Source organism: Kitasatospora sp. MAA4 (assembly GCF_029893355.1).
Lineage (GTDB): Bacteria > Actinomycetota > Actinomycetes > Streptomycetales > Streptomycetaceae > Kitasatospora.
Map to the genome: position 1 here is coordinate 57,709 of NZ_JARZAI010000006.1, position 16,953 is coordinate 74,661.

Genomic DNA, 16,953 nt, shown 5'->3' on the forward strand with positions numbered 1-16,953 from the left:
TCACCGCGGGGTGCACTCCGGTGCACCCCGCGCGGCTCCCGGGTGCGGTCACCGGTTGCGGTGCAGGCGTTGGAGGCGGGCCTCCAGGTCGCGGTGGGCCGCCGGCGTCACCATCGCGTGGGGCGGTGGCGGGGCGTATGCCGGGGGTGCGGGGTAGGAATAGGGCCCGCCGGGCTGGGGCGGATGCGGCCATGGGCTGGGCGGCGGGCTCGGGAAGGCGACCGGTGTGGTCCGGCTGCGGTGTTCCTGGGCGAGCACCGCCGTCAGCTCCTCGCCGAAGCCGAGGCCGGCCGCGTAGTCGTCCGCCCGGAACTCCGCGCGGCGGTGCAGCCAGGCGACGAAGAGCGGGGCGACCGCGACGGGAACGACCAGCCACCACATGCCCTGCTCGAAGGTCAGCGTGGCGACGAACGACACCATCACCAGGATGAGGCAGCCTCCGCAGCCGACGCCCGGCGCGCTCTTGGAGCGCATCAGAGCGGAGACTCCCGCGAAGAGCACCCGCCCCAGCATCCGGGCCGGCAGGGCGTACCAGTGGGCGAGCAGGCCCGCCCAGGTGTGGCCGCCCACGTGGTGACCGAGCTCGTGGGCGAGGATCGCGGCCAGTTGGGAGTTGGGCAGCCGGTCCATCGCATGCCGGGTCACGCCGACGATATGGCCGGCCGCCGCCGTGGCGTTCAGCTCGTCGCGCTCCTCGATCCACAGCTCGTACGTCCCGTGCCGGACCCCGGCCCGGCGGGTCACCTCCTCCCACACCACCGCCAGGCGCTGGGCGGTCGCCGGATCCGGGCGGCGCATGGCCAGCAGGTGCTGGGCGATGGCCGCCTCGGTGGGCCGGTGGAACACCAGGGCACCGGACAGCAGCCACAGCACGGTCCCGACCAGCCCGAGGACCGGGTTGACCATCGAGAAGACCGTCGCCACGACGCCGAGGCTGACCAGTGCTGTCGGCAGGGTCACCACCAGCTGCGAGATGGCAGCCCCGTCCGCGCCGCGCTGACGGGCCTTGAGGTACGTGCGTCCGGACTGCAGGGGCAGGTCGTCCCGCAGCGGAGGCGGCTGGGGAGGCAGCAGGGGAGGGTGGGCCGGTGGCGGGGGAACGGGGGGACGGTGCGGCAGCGCCTTCGGCGATGGCGTGCCCGGGTAGGCGGGCGGCGGATCGCCGGCGGGACAGGCGGGCGGCGGTGCCTCGCCGGGGTACGGCGGCGGGGCGTCGGCGGAGGCAGGCATGGCTGTACGTCTCCTGATCCTGAGTGTCATGAGGTGGCGAGCGCCGCGGGTCGATCAGCCCACCAGGAGGGAGGCCGGCAGCAGGACGAGCGAAGCCGTGAAGCAGGCCATGCCGAACCGCAGCCACCCGTACTTGCCGGCGACGATCCGGCTGTTCTCCCCGAGCGAGGTGAGGATCGCGGGCAGCGGGGCGCGCTCGGTCTCCCGTAGCGCCTCCTCCAGGACCGTCGTCCCGTGGGCGGCTGCGCTGCGGATGTCGGCGAAGTGGGTGAGGGGCATGCCGGGCTGCCACGCGCGGGCCCGGTACCGCGGGAGCACCGCCATCAGCACCGCGCAGAGCGACACGACGAAGCAGGCCGCGCCCGTCCACCACATCAGCCGTCCGGGAGCGGTCAGCGCGCCTGGATCCCAGCCCCGCGCGGTCAGCACGCCGACGAGGGCGGCGGCGGCCATCCCCTGGGCGCCCACCAGGACCGAGCCCTTGCCGTCCGCCCGGGCCGCCTCCTGCCGCAGGTCCGCGAGGAGGCGTTCGGCCGTGCCCAGGTCGGGACTCTCTGCCGGAGCGGCCGACTCCGGTTGCCCGGCCGTCAACGCGGGGCCTGCGGAGCCGGAATGCGGTAGCCGAAGGAGGGAGCCGCGTCCACCGGCGCCGCGTCGATGGGAGTCGCGTTCGCGGGAGCCGGGTTCGCGGGAGTCGCGTTCGCGGGAGCCGCCGGTGAGAGTTTCGCGCTCAGGACCTCCCTGATCACGTTCGCCGCCAGCCTGCGCGGCTCGTCCAACTGGTGCTCCTCCAGGCCGCCGGGGCCGCCGCCGAGCGCCTGCATGGCCACCTGCAACTGATTCTGTATGGCCAGGAGTTGGTCCTGCCGAAGGTTCTCCATGATCAGCCGGGTGTCCTCGGGGTGGCTCGCGAGGTGGAAGGCCATCGCGCTCGGCCCGCCGCGCTCGAGGTAGTACGTGTAGTACTCGATCTTCTTCGCCTCGATCTCCTGGAGCTCGATCTCCTGCTGTCCACGGATCAACTGCCGCTCGTGGTTGAGGTTCTGGCCCTGCAGGGCGATCCGGTGCTCCTGCTGCCCCTGAGCCAGCGCCCGCTGGGCCGCCAGTTCGTCCTCCCGCATGAGCAGCGCGTGCTGCGGGTCGAGCTTCTGCCGGGCGAACTCGATCTCGCGCAGCTCCCGCGCGTGCCGCAGCGCCTCCTCGTCCCGGCGGATCTGGATGCCGCACCGCACCTGGAGGCCCTCCGCCGCGCCCAGTTGCCCGTACGCCGCCAGCACCTCCTGCGCCACCTTCTCCGCCATGGCGCTGTCCTCGGTCGCGTACCCGCGCAGCACGGGCCGCAGCAGGCCGTCGACGCAACGCTCCACCATGGCAGGCACGTTGCGCTCTCCGCTGGCCACGAAGGCCGCCGGGGCCACCACCTGCCAGCTGAAGCTCAGCGAGACCTCGAAGAGGAACGCGTCGTTGCTGCTGGGCAGCGCGAGAACGGCATAGGCCTGGTGCAGACCCGTGTCCACCTCGTAGACGTTGGTCCACCGGCGGGTGGCGAGCTCGGTCCGGCTCGGGCGGCTGGGCGGGAGGTAGGTGTCGAGGCCGCCCTGGGCGGTGGTGAAGACCAGGGCGTAGTCAACCCGGGTGGAACGCAGCGGCTTCAGACGCGAGAGCCCCTGGATCGTGACGACCGGGTCGACCAGCTGCGAGTCGCGGTTCGCGTTCTGCTGCCACTGGGGTGGCGGGTTCATCATCAGGCGGCCTTCCTTGGGAGGTTCCGAACAACTTGCGCGGGTCTACGGCGCGGGCTGGGGAGATGGGAGGGTCGCGCGCAGCCGGACGACCGCGGCCGACCAGGACGGCTCGTCCGCACCGCCGCGCAGGTTCTCCAGGAGGTAGGCGAGCCGCTTGGTGTCCTCGACCGAGACCGCCAGCAGGGGGAGCAGCTCCGCGAGGGCGTGCTCGGCCCCCGGATCGAGGGCGGCGGCCCGGATCCAGCCGCGCAGCTGCTCAAGTCCGGCCGCGGAGCACATCGGATCGTTGAGAACGGTGCGCCAGAGGGCGGCGAGCGACTGCCGCAGGAAGGCGCCCGGGGTGCCGGAGGTGCTCTCCGCGCGGGCGAAGAGGTCCAGCAGAAGCGGGCGTCCGCTGCCGGGCTCGCCGTCCGTGGGCCCGCACGCGTGGATGACCGTGCGCAGGACGAACTCCCGCATCAGGCCCCGCTGCTGTGCCAGCGGTACCAGCGTGGGCCAGAGCTCGGCCGCGGTGTCGGCCGGCGCTGCGTCGGCAACGCCCAGCCCGGTGGCGAGCAGCAACGTGGCTGCGGACTGGGCGAGTTCGTCGAGCTCCTCGGACCATGCGCGGGTCGACCCGCGCACCTCCAGCGCACGCACCGCCGCCACCAGCGCGGTGACGGCCTGGCTGGGAAAGGCGTCCCCGACCAGTGCGTAGCTGCGGACGGCGGTCCAGCGCAGGCGGTGGTCGTCCGCGGTGCACCACTCGTGCAGGATGCGGGGTACGTGCGGCGCGTTCAGGTGGTGCGCGAGGGCGAGCGCGTTCGCGGCGGCGAGCCGGGCGCGGAACCGCCGATCGGCGGCCCAGGGCCGGATCAGCAGGGCCATGGCCGACGGCAGGTCCGTCCAGGCGAGCACGCCGGCCGTGAACGCCGCCCGGGTGCGGACCAGTGGCCGGGGGTCGTCCGCCAACCGGCGCAGCCACGCCACCAGCGCGGGGCGCGCGGACGGATGTCCGGTCCAGACCTCACCGAGCAGCGTGATCGCGGTGCTCCGATCCCGGAACTGGATCTTGGTCTGGAGCACGGGACCCCACTCGGTCTCCTCGGTCTCCTGGTAGCGGTCCGCCTGGGCGTGCTCGACGCGTTTGGCGCTGGAGGTGCCGAAGACGGGGATCGGGGCCGGTTCGCCGGGGTTCTCGATGCGGTGCAGGAGTCCGAAGAGGACGTCGCTCAGCTCGGCGGTGAGGGGGTAGGGGGCCGCGTCGAAGGCGGCGAGTGCGATCAGGAACGCCTTGTCGTGCAGCGACTGGCCATCGGTGTCGTCGAACCAGGCTCGTACCTGCCGCTCGGCGGCGTAGTCGCCGAACGCGGCGAGATCCTCCAGGGACAGCACGCCGCGGGCGTACTCGGCGATCTGGTCGGCGAAGCGGGCCAGATCGCCGACCGGGCGGCGGTGCCCGAGCACGGACCGGACCTCCTGGAGGTCGAGCAGCGCGTCGACCTCGCGTCCGCCCAGGTCCTTGCGGAGCAGGTGTCCGCGCACCAGCTGGTCGGGCTCGGGCGGCTGCCACGGCACGTAGCCGATGCCGCTGTGCACGGCGGGATGCGGCCCGACCACGATGACGAGGTGGCTGTCGCAGGCACGCAACTTCTCGCTCAGGGCCCGCAGATGGTGTTCGCGCAGCGGGCGCTCGGGGGTCGTGGTGTAGTCCGCGAGGAGGTGTCCGCACCGCTCCCGCAGCTCCCCGACCAGCCCGCCCGGGGAGAGCCCGGGGTCGAGCGCCCGGTAGCCGGTCGAACCGACGGCGCGCAGCAGCATGAGGGCGGCAGCGCGCCGACCGGTCGTCGCCGGACCGGAGATGACGGCGACCCGTTGCCGCCTGAGCCGGTCGAGGGCGAGGTCGAAGGCGCTCTCGGACTGCCCCGCACCCGGCGGCGGATCGGCCGGATAGACGAAGTGCTGTGCGAGCAGGTCGACTTCGGCGACCGGAATCTCGCCGGAGCGCTCCTCGCCGTCGCCGCCGAGATGGTACTCGATCTTGCTGCCACCGAGGATGACGTCGCCGGTCACCTGGCCGCCGCTCACCCCGTGCTGGTCTCCGCCGACGAGCGAGCCGCCCAGTTGCGCGGAACGGCCGAGCATGATGCCGGGGCTGTGCCGGTACAGGTCGCGCCGGGAGTCCCAGGCGTGTTCGGCGACGGCTTCGGCCTCGGCGGCGGCCGCCTCCGCGTCCGCGGCAGCGGCAGCGGCATCCGGCGCAGCGTCCGGCTGTCGCACCGGCCCGGCCGGCGCCTCCTCGGCGGCCGGGCCGTGCTCCACAGGGGAGGGGGTCACAGCTCGGCGCCCTTGCTGAGCGTGCCGCCGAGGATGACGTCGCCGGTCACCTGGCCCCCGCTCACCCCGTGCTGGTCACCGCCGACGAGCGAACCGTGCACCACCGGGGCGCCATGGAAGTGGAAGACCGCCCCGGCGGGCTGCCGCTGCTCCTGGACCGGGGACGGAGTTGCGGCCTGCTGCTCACCTGCGGCGATCTCCGGCTGCCCGCCTCCCCGATGGATCCACGCGGCCAGCACTCCATCCTTGACCTGCACGTCCGTACGCCGGAAGTGCTCCGGCCGGACCCCTCGGTGACCGTGCCGCACGACGCCTTCGTACACCGCCGCGCTCACCGCCAGCACGCACTCCGCGTCCGTCCGCCCGGCCAGGGCGCCGCGCAGGGAGTCCGAGTCGAGCAACCGGAAGGCCTGGTTGAGATCGTGCCCGACCAGCCCGCCGGTGGTGCCGGCCTGGGGGTCGTCGGCGACCTCACCGGTGGCCAGCACCATCCGCAGCCGCATCTGCGCACTGGCCGAGGCAAGCCGGTTGTGGTCGTGCAGCAACTCGGGGGTGGCGGTGAGCAGCGCACGCAGGACGGCCGCCTTCGCCACGTCCCCGCCGAGCAGCACGATCAGGCCGTCGCCGCGGTCCTCGCGGTACTGCTGGGTGGCCTCCACCCCGGCGGCCAGCAGGGTCTGCGAGACGACGGTGTTCATGGTCCGCCGCAGGACGGCCTGCACCACGTCGTCACGACGGCTGAACCGCTCGATGTCGAGCAGCAGGATGGTCCGGTTGACAGGCTCGCGCATTGACTGCCTTCCGCAGGAGACGTAGGGCCTGGCGAGGCCCGTCTGGACACCTGAAAAGGTGCCAGGAGCAAGGGGGGTGCGGCGACGGAAACTAGCACACTGCGAATGTGACCGTGTACACAGAGCAGGCGTGCGGCCGTTGGCCGGACTCGCGCTCGGACCGCACCCGGACCCGTGCTCAGCGATCCGCCTGGCGTGCCATCTGCCGCAGGACCTCCGGCTTCACCACCACGAGACCGCGGCGCCCGGTCCGCACGATTCCCCGCTCGCGCAGCCCCTTCAGCAGCCGCGCGACCGCCTCTCTCGACGCACCCACCGACCCCGCCAGTTCGGTCTGGGTGAGCCCGGGCGTCAGGGACACGCCCTCCTCGGTCTCCTGCCCGTGGATACGCATCAGCTCCAGCAGCAGCAGGGCCACCCGTTCCTGCACGTTCAGGGCCGCGTACTGCACCCGCCGACGGTCGCTGTCGCGCATCCTGTCAGCAGCCAGTGCCAGCAACTTCTTTGAGATACCCGGACGTTCGTCGAGCAGGGCGCCGAACCGGTGGGCCTCCACGGCCACCGCCTCCACCCGCCCCAGCGCCGTGACCGTGGCCGAGCGATGCCGACCGCTGAGCGCCGCCCCCTCGCCGACGAGGTCCCCGGGGCCGCGCAGCGCGAGCAGCGCCTCGTAGCCGTTGGCTGCCGCCGAGGTCACCTTCGTCCAACCGGACAGCAGGATCAGGACGTGCGCCGACGGCTCGTGCTCGCGCAACAGCACAGCCCGCACCGGGAAGACCAGCGGAGTCCCGCACGCGAGCAGCGCCTGCCGGTCATCGGCCTCCAGGCGGGCGATGAACGGAACCCGGTCCTCGAACTCCATCGACAGACTGCCTCTCGTCCCCATCGGTACCGCAACCTTCAAGGCCCTAGCGGTCGGCGGGCTCCTCGTGTCCAATGATGAGGGCGGTTCCGCCGGGCCCACAGCTGCCCGGCGCGGACCGGATATTCAACGGGGGGATACTTTCATGCGCCTGCGACACCTCGCCGGCCTCGCCGCCGTCGCGACCGCCTTCCTCGGACTACCCGTCCCGGCCTCGGCCCTGGCCGACGCCTCCACCATCTACGTGGACGACATCCGCACCGCCAACTGCTCCGACGCGGGCAGCGGCACCCAGCAGCAGCCCTTCTGCACCATCCAGGCGGCCGCCGACGTGGTCCAGCCCGGGCAGACCGTTCAGGTGGCGCCGCGGCTCTACCGGCAGACCCAGGTCACGCTGACCCACTCGGGCACCCCGGACAAGCCGATCACCTTCCGCGGCGGCTCGATCCGCAGCGGGTTGACCGGGATGGCCAAGCTCTACGGGGCCGGCGGCGGCCCCACGACGCTGCCGAGGGGCTTCGTGCTGAACAGCGTGCACGACGTGGCCATCTCCGGCTTCGTCCTCGACACCGCCGGCGGGGGCGTGGTGCTGAACGGCACCAGCCGGGTGACCCTGGACGGCAACTCGTTCAAGGATGCGTTCCAGAACACCGCCGCGGAACTCGACGTCACCGGGACCTCCGCCGCCACCACCATCAGCCGCAACACCTTCTACACCGAGAACGTCAACTCGGTGGTCGTGGAGCCCGGCGCGACCGGCACCGTGGTGACCGGCAACGCCATCGAGAACGCCTACGGCGGCGGTGTGCAGGTGACCGACGCCCCGGGGACCGTCGTCACCGGCAACACCGTCAGCACCGGCTGCACGCCGGCCGTCGCCCTGCTCGGCAACTCCTCGAAGGCCGTGGTCGAGAACAACATCCTGGCTGCGGACAGTTTCGTGCGGAGTCAGGCCCAGTGCAGCAGCATGTCGGAGCTGGCAGTCTCGACAGCCTCCTACCAGGGCACCGCGGAGGACTACAACCTGGCCGACCCCCCGCTGGGCCAGCCCGCCCCCTACCTCCAGGGCGCCCACGACCTGACCGCGGACCCGCGCTACTACAGCCTCGGACTCGAACTGACGGAGGGCTCCCCCGCGATCGACTCCGCGGACGCGAACGCGCCCGGCGAGCTGTCCACCGACCTGCGCGGCTACCAGCGGATCGACGACCCGACGGTCGCCAACACCGGTACCGGCACGGGCGTCTACGACCGCGGCGCGTACGAGTACACCCCCGCCGCCCAGGCACCGACCGTGATCCCCAGCGCGGGTCAGCTGCCGGTCGGCGCGGCCGTCACCTTCACCGTCACGTCGTTCAACGGCTGGTCCAGCCTGGTCAGTTACACCTACGACTTCGGTGACGGCACGCGAGTGACGACCGCCGACAGCTCGGCGTCCCACACGTACACCGCCACCGGGACGTACAACGTGTCCGTGGTCGCGGTCCTGAAGGACGGGGAGAGCAGCGCCACGACCGTCACCGACCCGATGACGGTCGTCCCGCCCGGGCCGTTCGTCGCGGCGCTGGCCGTCGCGCCGAACGACCAGGCGCTGGGCTACACCGCGAGCGCGACCGCCAGTTCGTCCTGGTCGATCAGCACTTACCTCTTCGACTTCGGCGACGGCACGGGGCAGAGCGGCTGCCTCGGCTTCAACAGCTGTGAGCACACCTACCACCGCGAGGGCGACTACACCGTCACCCTGACAGTGCGCGACGACGGGGGCAACGTCCGGACGGCCGAGCAGCAGGTGCACGTCGGCTACCAGCCCTCGTCCTACTACACCCTGACGCCGACCCGGGTGCTGGACACCCGAAACACCCGCAGCACGCTCGGCCCGGGCCAGACCCTCACCATCCCGCTGCTGAACCGGGATCGGGAGAACCTGAACCCGCTGCCGTTCGACCAGACCCCCGACGCCGTGGTGCTCAACGTGACGGCCGTGGCCAAGGACTCCGCCGGCTTCCTGACCGTCTATCCGGCGGACACCGACCGGCCGTCCACCTCGAACGTCAACTTCCTTGCAGGGCAGGCGGTTCCGAACCTCGTGACGGTACCGGTCGGGCCGGACGGTGTGTCGGTGTACAACAGGTTCGGCGACACCGACGTGGTGGTGGACATCCTCGGCTACTACAGCTCGAACCCCCAGACCTGGCTCAAGTACACCGCCCAGGCGCCCGTGCGGCTGCTCGACACCCGCCCGAACAACCCGCTCGGCGCCGGCGGCGAGACCTCGGTCCAGATCCGCGGCCAGCACAACGTGCCGACCGACGCCACGGCCGTGGTCCTCAACGTCACCGCCACCGAGCCGGATTCGGCGGGCTACTTCACCGTCTACCCCGGCGGCACCGCCCGGCCCGGCACCAGCAACGTCAACTTCACCGCCGGGCAGACCGTGGCCAACCAGGTCATCGTCCCGATCGGGCCGGACGGCACGGTCAAGCTCTACAACTTCGCGGGCGACGCGCACGCCGTGGTCGACCTCTTCGGCTACTACAGCCCCAGCGGCGAGGCGCTGTTCCAACCCGTCACCCCGCGCAGGCTGCTGGACACCCGTCCCGGCAACGCCATCGGCTCCGGCGGCCGGCTCTCCGTCGCCACCGGCGCCCCCGCCGGGACGACCGGTGCGGTGCTCAACATCACCGCCACCGAGCCGACCCAGCCGGGCTTCCTGACCGTCTGGGCGGACGGCGCGGACCGGCCCGGCACCAGCAACCTCAACTTCACCGCCGGTCAGACCGTGCCGAACCACGTCACCACCCCGGTCGGTGCCGACGGCGCCTTCGACGTCTACAACTTCAGCGGCAGCACCCAGGTGGTCGCCGACCTGTTCGGCTACTTCCACAACTAGCCGCCACCCGAGCAGAACTCGCTGGTCGGAGGTACTGGACGGCCCCTATCCTGACGCGGATCGGGGCCATCCAAGCCCCCATGCGAAATGAGCGCCCAGTGGACTCGTCCTCGTCATACCAGCCGACCGCCGGCCGTAGCATCGCTACCGCGGCCGCGCTCGGTGTGCTGATAGCAGCAGGCCTTGTCCAGCCCGTCGCGGCGTCGGCAGCGCCGCAGCAGCGCCCGTCCGTTCCGAGCGCCCTGAGCACGTCCCCGGTCTCCTCCTGCCCGGGGGACACCCTCGTCGGCGACACCGACGTCACCCTGTACGCGGTGCTGTCGGGCCCCCAGGGCGGCACGCTCGGCGCCGAGTTCCAGCTGGTGAAGGACGGTGGCGACGACACTCCCGTCGCCGAGTCGGACCCGACGAAGCTGACGGCGCCTTCGGGTTCGTCGGCGGTGTACGTCCTGCCCAAGGCCGTCCTGGAGGCTGCCGCGGGCGGCCGGATCACCGAGTTCAACTGGAAGGTCCGGGCCGCCGACGCCACCCTGAAGAGCGGCTGGTCCACCACCTGCCACTTCTCCTTCGATCCCACCCGTCCGGGCACGCCCGTCCTCGCCCAGCCGGGATCGGCGACCATCGGCAAGCCGGTCAGCTTCGCCGTCGGTGCGCCCACCGGCGGTACGGTTCCCAGCGGTTACACCTACCAGCTCGACGCGGCCGCGCCCGTGAGCGTCACCGCCGACGCGTCGGGCCGGGCCGTCCTCACGCTCACGCCGACGACCGCCGTCAACAGCCTCTCCGTCACCAGCCTGTCGGCGGGCGGCAATCCCGGCGGCACCGCCACCATCAACTTCGTCGCCGCGACGCCCCCGCCGGACCTGACCACCGGCGACCTCACGGGCGACGGCGTCCCGGACCTGCTCACCGTCGGCGCGCAGAACGGCCTGCCCTCCGGAATCTGGCTGGCAGCAGGTCACGGCGACGGGCACGTGGCCACCTCACCGACCGACATCGGCGTCAACGGCACCGGCTGGAGCAGCGCGGGCTCACCGTCCGACTTCGACGGTGCGACGGCCATCACGGGACGCTTCACCGCCGGCCCCAACCAGGACGTCCTGGTCTACTACCCCACCGGCATCCACGCGGGCGGCGGCCTGGTCCTGCGCGGGAACGGCACGGGTGCCCCGCTCGCCGCCGGCGGGAACACCATCACGTCCGGCACCTTCCAGGACTTCAACGGCAACAACCCCACGCAGCTGGCCGACGCGGGCACCACCTCCGGCGGCAGCACCGGGTTCCCCGACCTGCTCGGCGTCCTGGGCGACGCCGCCAACGGGTACGGCCTGGACCTCTACCAGGGTGGAACCGTCGTCGGCCAGTACCAGTTCCCCGTCGCGCTGAACGTCAACACGCCGGACGGCACTGCCGACTGGAACAACTGGACCATCGCCACCACCCAGCTGCCCGCGACCGGCGGCGGCACCAGCACGGCGATGTACCTGTGGAAGAAGTCCACCGGTGAGCTCGACCTGTGGGAGAACCTGGCGGCGGACCCCACCACCGGCAAGCTCAACTACCACGCCTACCCGGTCGCCACCGGCTGGAACACCGGCGCAGACGTGACACTTCAGGCCGCCGACATCAACTCCGACGGCGTGCCCGACCTCTGGACGGTCGGTGCGGGCGGGACCGTCACCGCCACCCTCGTCAGCAACCTGTCCGACACCGCTCCGGCCACCCTCACCCAGGTCACCGACACACTCAACGCCGCTAACTGAGCGCGGGCAGCGCGGCGAGGGCGTCGATCTCGACCCGGAAGGCGGGGTGGACCAGCCCCGCGACCTGGACGAGTGAGCAGGCCGGCGGGCGGGCCGGGTCCAGGTACTCGTCGCGGACCCGGCGGAAGGCGTCCAGATCGGCCAGGTCGGTCAGATAGACCGTCAGTTTGACCACGTGCTCCATCCCGGCGCCCGCCGCCGCCAGCGCGAGGCCCAGGTTCGCGAAGACCTGCCGCACCTGGGCCTCGCCGTCCTCCGCACCCACCAACTGCCCCTCGGCGTCCACCGGGACCTGCCCGGAGACCGCGACCATCGGCCCGGCGAACACCACCGCGTGGCTGTAGCCGTTGACCGGCGGGCTGCCGTCGGGTCGGACGAGATGCTGCATCGTGCCTCCAGAGCTCGGGTCCGTGATCATCCTCTGGATTGTGCATCAGCTCAGCGGTCAGGGGCGGTGCGGGGGGCCGATCAGGGGGGTGCGGACGGGGGTGGCTAGGCCGATGAAGACGACCAGTTCGTGGCCGCCGGGGTTGGTCTGGAGGGGCACGGTCTGCCAGTTGTCGGCGAGCCAGACATTGCCGGAGGGGTCGATCTGGATACCGGTGTTGCGGTCCAGACCGTCGCTGGTGTAGCCCGTGCCGGCGGGTGAGATCGGCCGGCCGGTGGTGTAGCCGGGCGGGCAGGACGAGAGGCGGGCGCCGCAGAGCTGGGCCAGCCGGTGGCCGCCGAAGTTGGCGACCCAGACGGTGTCGCCGCCGTCGACGGCGACTCCCCAGGGCAGCACGAGTCCGTCGTTGGTGAAGGGCTGCTCGGGGGTCGTGCCGTCGGGCCGGATCATGGTCACCGAGGCGCCGGGGGCTCCCGGCGTGCCGGGCTGGACGGTCTGCGCCGCGGCCGCGAGGGGCGGTCGTGCCGTCCTCGCAGGGCAGCGGGACGATGCCGCTGTTGGCCACCCAGAGGTTCCCCAGGCTGTCCGAGGCGATGCCGAGGGGCTTCTTGATGCCTCCGCCGGTGACGGAGTGGATCGGCTCGCCGTCGTGGGACAGCACCACGACGCTGTCGTTGCCGTTCCCGGTCACCCACGCCTGCCCGGCCGGGTCGATGGCGATGTCGAAGGGCTTGACCAGGCCGTCGGCGGGCGGGGTGATGCTGCGGGCCTGTTCCGGACGCCCCTTGGGCATCAGGGTCACGCTGCGCGCTCCGCAGTTGGCGATCCAGATGTTCCCGTCCGGGTCCGACACCATCCCCTGCGGCTGGACGATGCCGCCGGTGCGCCAGCCGCGCGGCGGCGAGACGGCTCGGCCGTCCGGGCCGAACTGCGAGACGCTGCGGTTGAGTCGGCTCGCGTCGAGGCCGCAGGCGGATCCCTGGAAGCCGAAGTTCCCGGCCCAGACGTCGCCGTGGGGATCCAGCGTGATCCCGAAGCCCGCGCCGTAGAGGCCGCCTCCGCGGTAGGGGGCGCCGGGGGCGTCCGCGCCGGTCGGGGTGAGCTTCAGGATGTCCCTGGCCCCGCAGACGGAGGCGCGCGGGTCCGCGTCGAAGCGGTAGTTGTTGGTGACCCAGGCGTTGCCGTTCGCGTCGAACGCGATGTTGCCCGGGCCGTCCAGTTCATGGCCGTTGCCGTCGTAGCGCAGCGCCAGCGTCCAGGCGTCGGGGGCCGACGGCAGCGCGGGTTCGTATGTCGGCTTCGTGGCCGACAGAGCGAAGAGTTCGGCGACGTGGTTGCCGGGCGCGTGGGCGATGTCGACGACGGCCTGCAGGGTGTCCTCGGGCTCGGGTCCGCCGGGCGGCTGCGCCAGGCCGAGCAGCGAGCGGCAGGTCGGCCCGTCGACGCAGCCGGCGAGGAGGTCGGCCAGCGAGTTGAAGGTGCGCAGGGTCGAGGTGAGCGGGCCGTTCGGCGCGGCGGCGAGCAGCCGGGCGACGTCTCCCGTGCTGATGTCGGCCAGGTTGTGCGAGATCGCGGCGGCGTTCTGCAGTCCGGGACGCGTGCCGGAGATCGCGGCGCCGGCGGTGAACTGGGCCATCGCGTAGGCGGCCGCGACCGTCGTCCGCTCGTTGATCACGACGTCGGGCCCGCGACCCGGCGCTCCGAGCACGGTGGCCAGCCGGACCGGTCCGGCGTGCCGGTCGTCGGCGATGAGGTAGAGGACGGCGTCACGGCCGGCGGGCCGGCGGTAGGAGAGCTGGAACCTGCCGTCCGGGTCGCTGCGCGTCGTCGCCAGTCGAGCGGGCGGCGCGCCGTCGTGGTCACCGGCCTGATACAGCGTCACCTCGGCGGCGCCGAGCGGGGTGTCGCCGCTGCGGACGACGCCGCACTGCTGGAGCGGGTCGTCGCTCGGCGCGGTGCCGCCCGCCTGGGCGGACCAGCCGGTGACGGACAGGGACGCGAGAACGGCTGCGAGCAGGAGGATGCCGCGGCGGCGACGCATGAGGGGCTCCGTTCGTCGGTGGCGGAGTCGGTGGTGGAGTCGGTGGCGGAGAACATCCCATCGGCGACCGGCGGGCATGCGCGGGCGGGCGACCTACCACTCGTCCGGCAGGCTCTCGCGTGGTGGGATGGCACCGTGAGCCGCGCCGCAGAAGAGACCAACCGCCGCATGCTGCGGGCCCGGGACGCGATGGACCGCGCCTACGCGCAGCCGCTGGACGTCCCGGACCTGGCCCGGATCGCCCATGTGTCGCCGGCGCACTTCGCCCGCACCTTCCGGGCCACCTTCGGCGAGACGCCGCACCGCTACCTGCAGCGCCGCCGGGTCGAGCGGGCGATGTCGCTGCTGCGGGAGACCGACCGCAGCGTGACGGACATCTGCTTCGAGGTCGGCTTCGGCAGCCCGGGGACGTTCAGCCGCACGTTCCGCGACATCGTCGGCCGGTCGCCGAGGACGTACCGGCGGGAGGCGGCGGCAGCGGCGCGCGTGCCGACGTGCTTCGCGATGGCGTGGATGCGACCGCGCGAGTAGGCGCAGCGGCTGAGCAGTTTTGGATAAGTTTTCGTCCGGCCCGCGCCGTAGCGTGGTGCCCATGTTCAACGCCATCACGCACTCGCAGATGTACGTCCTCGACCAGGACGAAGCCCTCGACTTCTACGTCGGCAAGCTCGGCCTGGAGGTCAACACCGATGTCGACCTGGGCTTCATGCGCTGGCTGACCGTCAGCATCCCCGGCCACCCGGAGCGCCAGATCATGCTGGAGCGGCCGGGCGCTCCGGCGCTGTCCGAGGAGACGGCGCAGCAGGTCCGCGAACTGGTGACCAAGGGCGCCATGGGCGGCTGGCTCATCTTCACCACCGACGACTGCCGCAAGACGTACGAGACGCTGCTGGCCAAGGGCGTCGAGTTCACCGAGGAGCCCACCGAGCGCCCGTACGGCATCGACTGCGGTCTGCGCGACCCCTTCGGCAACCGCATCCGCTTCACCCAGCCGATCGGCTGAGGAGGACGGGTCCGCCAGGGTGCCGGCGGCGGGGCTGCCGCTACAGTACGGACGTGCTCGACCTCATCGCGGACGTCACCCGCTCCGGTACCCGACTCACCGCCGCGCTCGACGCGCTGACCGACGCCGAGGTGGGCGCGCCCTCGACGCTGCCCGGCTGGACCCGCGGCCAGGTCGTCACCCACCTCGTGCACGGCGTCGACGCCTACCTGTGGCTGCTGGCCACGGCCCGCACTGGCGCCGAGCCCGGTCCGCGGACGGACGCCGCGGTGCTCGCCCGCGAGCTCCAGGACGGCGCCGCCCGCCCCGCCGGCGAACTCGCCGCCGACCTGCGCACCCGCCTGGCCCGCCTGGCCGACGTCTGCGCATCGATGCCCGCCGATCGCTGGGACACCCTGGTGACGGCGCTGGCGGGCTGGCGGCACCCGGCCTGGTACGTCCTGCACCGCTGCCGGCGCGAGCTGGAGACCCACCACGTCGACCTGGACATCGGCTACCGCTCGACCGACTGGCCCGGTACGTACGTGACGTGGGCCCTCGACGACACCCTCGCGGCGCTGGCCGCGCGCGACTTCCCGCTCTCCCGCGTCGAGGCCCCCGACCTCGGCCGCTCCTGGACCCTCGCCCCGACCGGTGCCACCCTCAGCGGCCCGGGCCATGCCGTGCTCGGCTGGCTCAGCGGCCGCGCGACCGACGCCCCGCTCACCGCCGACCGCCCCCTGTCGACCCCGCCGTCCTGGCCCCTGCCGCCGGCCCCCGGCTGGAGCTGACGCGGGCCTCGGCTCAGGCCTCCTCGGCCGCGGTGATCTCGCGCTTCATCCGGGACCAGCCGATGTACCCGCCGACCGGCGCCGCGACGACCGAGGCGATCAGGAACGGCAGGAACACGCCGTCACCGCCGTAGGAGAGCACCAGCGCGGACACCGTGCCCGAGACCACCGCGGCGGCCGCAAACTGCTTCAACTTGCCGCGGTACCTGCCACTGAGGAAGAGCTGCTTGGCCGGCGGCGCCACCAGGTCGTCAAGCTCCGCCGCCGGCCCGGCACTTGCCGCCTTCGGACGCTTGAAGTACATGAAGTACAGCCAGTGGCCGCACGGTTCCCAGGCGTCCAGCGCGAGCCCGGCCGCGACCGACTCGCGCTCCTTCGCGTTGTTCGCGATCTCCCGCCGGTACTCCCACCGCATCGCCGCCTGCGCATCGCGGCGGCACACGAAGCGGCCCAGCCGGTCGAGGCCCTCGACCTCCCAGCCCTGGTCGCCGTAGCGGTTGAGGAGTTGGCGGTCGGCGTAGATGTCGGTGGCCCACTTCCAGGTCTCCGCCTGCGCGTCCGGCTCGTCGGCCACCCGTCCCTCGACGAGGCCGGCCGCGAAGGTCCGCGGCGCGCCGAACTCCTCGTACGCGTCGGTGGATTCGCTCTCCGCCAGGTAGCCGCGGAGGTCGGCGACGGTCGTCGCCACCTGCTCCTGCGACAGTCCGGCGGCGCTCAGGCACCCGGCAAGCTCGGCGAAGTAGTCGCCGCTCTGGATGCCCGAACCCCCTGCGATGTCACCGTTGTTGCCACTCATGATGCTCCCCCCGGATGTGTGCTGCTCAGCTTGGTCCTGACCGCGGTGTGGAACTCCAGCCACGACGCGCTCTGTTCGGCCAGGGCGCGTCGGCCCTGGCCGGTGAGCTGGTAGTAGCGGCGCCCGGGGCCGCGCTCGGCGACCCTGAACTCCCCTACCACCAGGTCGGCTTCCTCCAGCCTGTTGAGCACCGGGTAGAGCGTTCCACCCTTGATCTCGCCAAGTCCGGCTGCTGCCAGGGCTTTGGAGATCTCGTACCCGTAGCTCTCACCCTCGGTGAGAACGGCGAGGACGAGGAGGTCAAGGACACCCTTGAGCCAGCTGGATCTGCGGTCTGCGGCCATGACTGCATTCCATC

The 16,953-nt window shown here is 72.3% G+C and carries 16 protein-coding genes; 6 read left to right on the plus strand and 10 right to left on the minus strand.

Translation table 11 applies throughout. From position 1 onward, the window contains the following. Positions 1 to 48: 48 nt before the first annotated feature. From P3T37_RS10320 to P3T37_RS10345, 6 genes are all read right to left on the minus strand, one after another. A complete protein-coding gene (locus P3T37_RS10320; protein ID WP_280723204.1) occupies positions 49 to 1,230 on the minus strand; it encodes a M48 family metalloprotease in 1,182 nt (393 codons plus the stop codon). A 54-nt stretch (positions 1,231 to 1,284) separates the two neighbouring features. Next, entirely contained in the window at positions 1,285 to 1,821 is a 537-nt protein-coding gene (locus P3T37_RS10325) for a Pycsar system effector family protein (protein WP_280723205.1), read from the minus strand. Further along, positions 1,818 to 2,975 (minus strand): PE-PGRS family protein, encoded by a 1,158-nt coding sequence (locus tag P3T37_RS10330; RefSeq protein WP_280723206.1) that lies wholly within the window; start codon positions 2,973 to 2,975, stop codon positions 1,818 to 1,820. The genes P3T37_RS10325 and P3T37_RS10330 overlap by 4 nt, the downstream gene beginning before the upstream one ends. Positions 2,976 to 3,017: 42 nt before the next feature. Continuing rightward, positions 3,018 to 5,291 carry a hypothetical protein gene (locus P3T37_RS10335; RefSeq protein WP_280723207.1) on the minus strand — a complete coding sequence of 758 codons (2,274 nt, stop codon included), beginning with the start codon at positions 5,289 to 5,291 and terminating at the stop codon, positions 3,018 to 3,020. Beyond that, the gene (locus tag P3T37_RS10340) at positions 5,288 to 6,082 is read right to left on the minus strand and encodes a hypothetical protein (RefSeq protein WP_280723208.1); all 795 of its coding nucleotides are present in this window, start codon (positions 6,080 to 6,082) and stop codon (positions 5,288 to 5,290) included. The genes P3T37_RS10335 and P3T37_RS10340 overlap by 4 nt, the downstream gene beginning before the upstream one ends. Before the next feature lie 178 nt (positions 6,083 to 6,260). Beyond that, the gene (locus P3T37_RS10345) at positions 6,261 to 6,968 is read right to left on the minus strand and encodes a Crp/Fnr family transcriptional regulator (protein ID WP_280723209.1); all 708 of its coding nucleotides are present in this window, start codon (positions 6,966 to 6,968) and stop codon (positions 6,261 to 6,263) included. A gap of 121 nt (positions 6,969 to 7,089) precedes the next feature. Here P3T37_RS10345 and P3T37_RS10350 point away from each other — a divergent pair, with 121 nt between their 5' ends. Together P3T37_RS10350 and P3T37_RS10355 are read left to right on the plus strand one after the other, a co-directional pair. After that, a complete protein-coding gene (locus tag P3T37_RS10350) occupies positions 7,090 to 9,834 on the plus strand; it encodes a PKD domain-containing protein (RefSeq protein WP_280723210.1) in 2,745 nt (914 codons plus the stop codon). A gap of 164 nt (positions 9,835 to 9,998) precedes the next feature. Then, positions 9,999 to 11,597, plus strand: coding sequence for a hypothetical protein (locus P3T37_RS10355; RefSeq protein WP_280723211.1), 1,599 nt, complete (start codon positions 9,999 to 10,001; stop codon positions 11,595 to 11,597). Here the strand turns inward: P3T37_RS10355 and P3T37_RS10360 are convergent. Beyond that, positions 11,590 to 11,985: a RidA family protein gene (locus P3T37_RS10360; RefSeq protein WP_280723212.1), complete on the minus strand. Its 396-nt coding sequence runs from the start codon at positions 11,983 to 11,985 to the stop codon at positions 11,590 to 11,592. The two genes, P3T37_RS10355 and P3T37_RS10360, sit on opposite strands and share 8 nt — an antisense overlap. Before the next feature lie 57 nt (positions 11,986 to 12,042). Beyond that, positions 12,043 to 12,435, minus strand: coding sequence for a hypothetical protein (locus tag P3T37_RS10365; RefSeq protein WP_348533233.1), 393 nt, complete (start codon positions 12,433 to 12,435; stop codon positions 12,043 to 12,045). Positions 12,436 to 12,608: 173 nt separating this feature from the next. Here P3T37_RS10365 and P3T37_RS10370 point away from each other — a divergent pair, with 173 nt between their 5' ends. The 4 genes from P3T37_RS10370 to P3T37_RS10385 all read left to right on the plus strand — a co-directional run bounded on the left by P3T37_RS10370 (position 12,609) and on the right by P3T37_RS10385 (position 15,799). Next, positions 12,609 to 13,034, plus strand: coding sequence for a hypothetical protein (locus P3T37_RS10370; RefSeq protein WP_280723214.1), 426 nt, complete (start codon positions 12,609 to 12,611; stop codon positions 13,032 to 13,034). Between the two features lie 1,127 nt (positions 13,035 to 14,161). Further along, entirely contained in the window at positions 14,162 to 14,557 is a 396-nt protein-coding gene (locus tag P3T37_RS10375; RefSeq protein WP_280723443.1) for a helix-turn-helix transcriptional regulator, read from the plus strand. Positions 14,558 to 14,618: 61 nt separating this feature from the next. Then, a complete protein-coding gene (locus P3T37_RS10380; protein WP_280723215.1) occupies positions 14,619 to 15,029 on the plus strand; it encodes a VOC family protein in 411 nt (136 codons plus the stop codon). Between the two features lie 53 nt (positions 15,030 to 15,082). After that, the gene (locus tag P3T37_RS10385; RefSeq protein WP_280723216.1) at positions 15,083 to 15,799 is read left to right on the plus strand and encodes a maleylpyruvate isomerase family mycothiol-dependent enzyme; all 717 of its coding nucleotides are present in this window, start codon (positions 15,083 to 15,085) and stop codon (positions 15,797 to 15,799) included. A 13-nt stretch (positions 15,800 to 15,812) separates the two neighbouring features. Here P3T37_RS10385 and P3T37_RS10390 read toward each other — a convergent pair whose 3' ends face one another. Beyond that, on the minus strand, positions 15,813 to 16,595 hold the full coding sequence (locus P3T37_RS10390) for a hypothetical protein (protein WP_280723217.1): 783 nt from the start codon (positions 16,593 to 16,595) through the stop codon (positions 15,813 to 15,815). Beyond that, positions 16,592 to 16,939, minus strand: a complete 348-nt coding sequence (locus tag P3T37_RS10395; RefSeq protein WP_280723218.1) for a PadR family transcriptional regulator — start codon at positions 16,937 to 16,939, stop codon at positions 16,592 to 16,594. The genes P3T37_RS10390 and P3T37_RS10395 overlap by 4 nt, the downstream gene beginning before the upstream one ends. Positions 16,940 to 16,953: the final 14 nt, after the last annotated feature.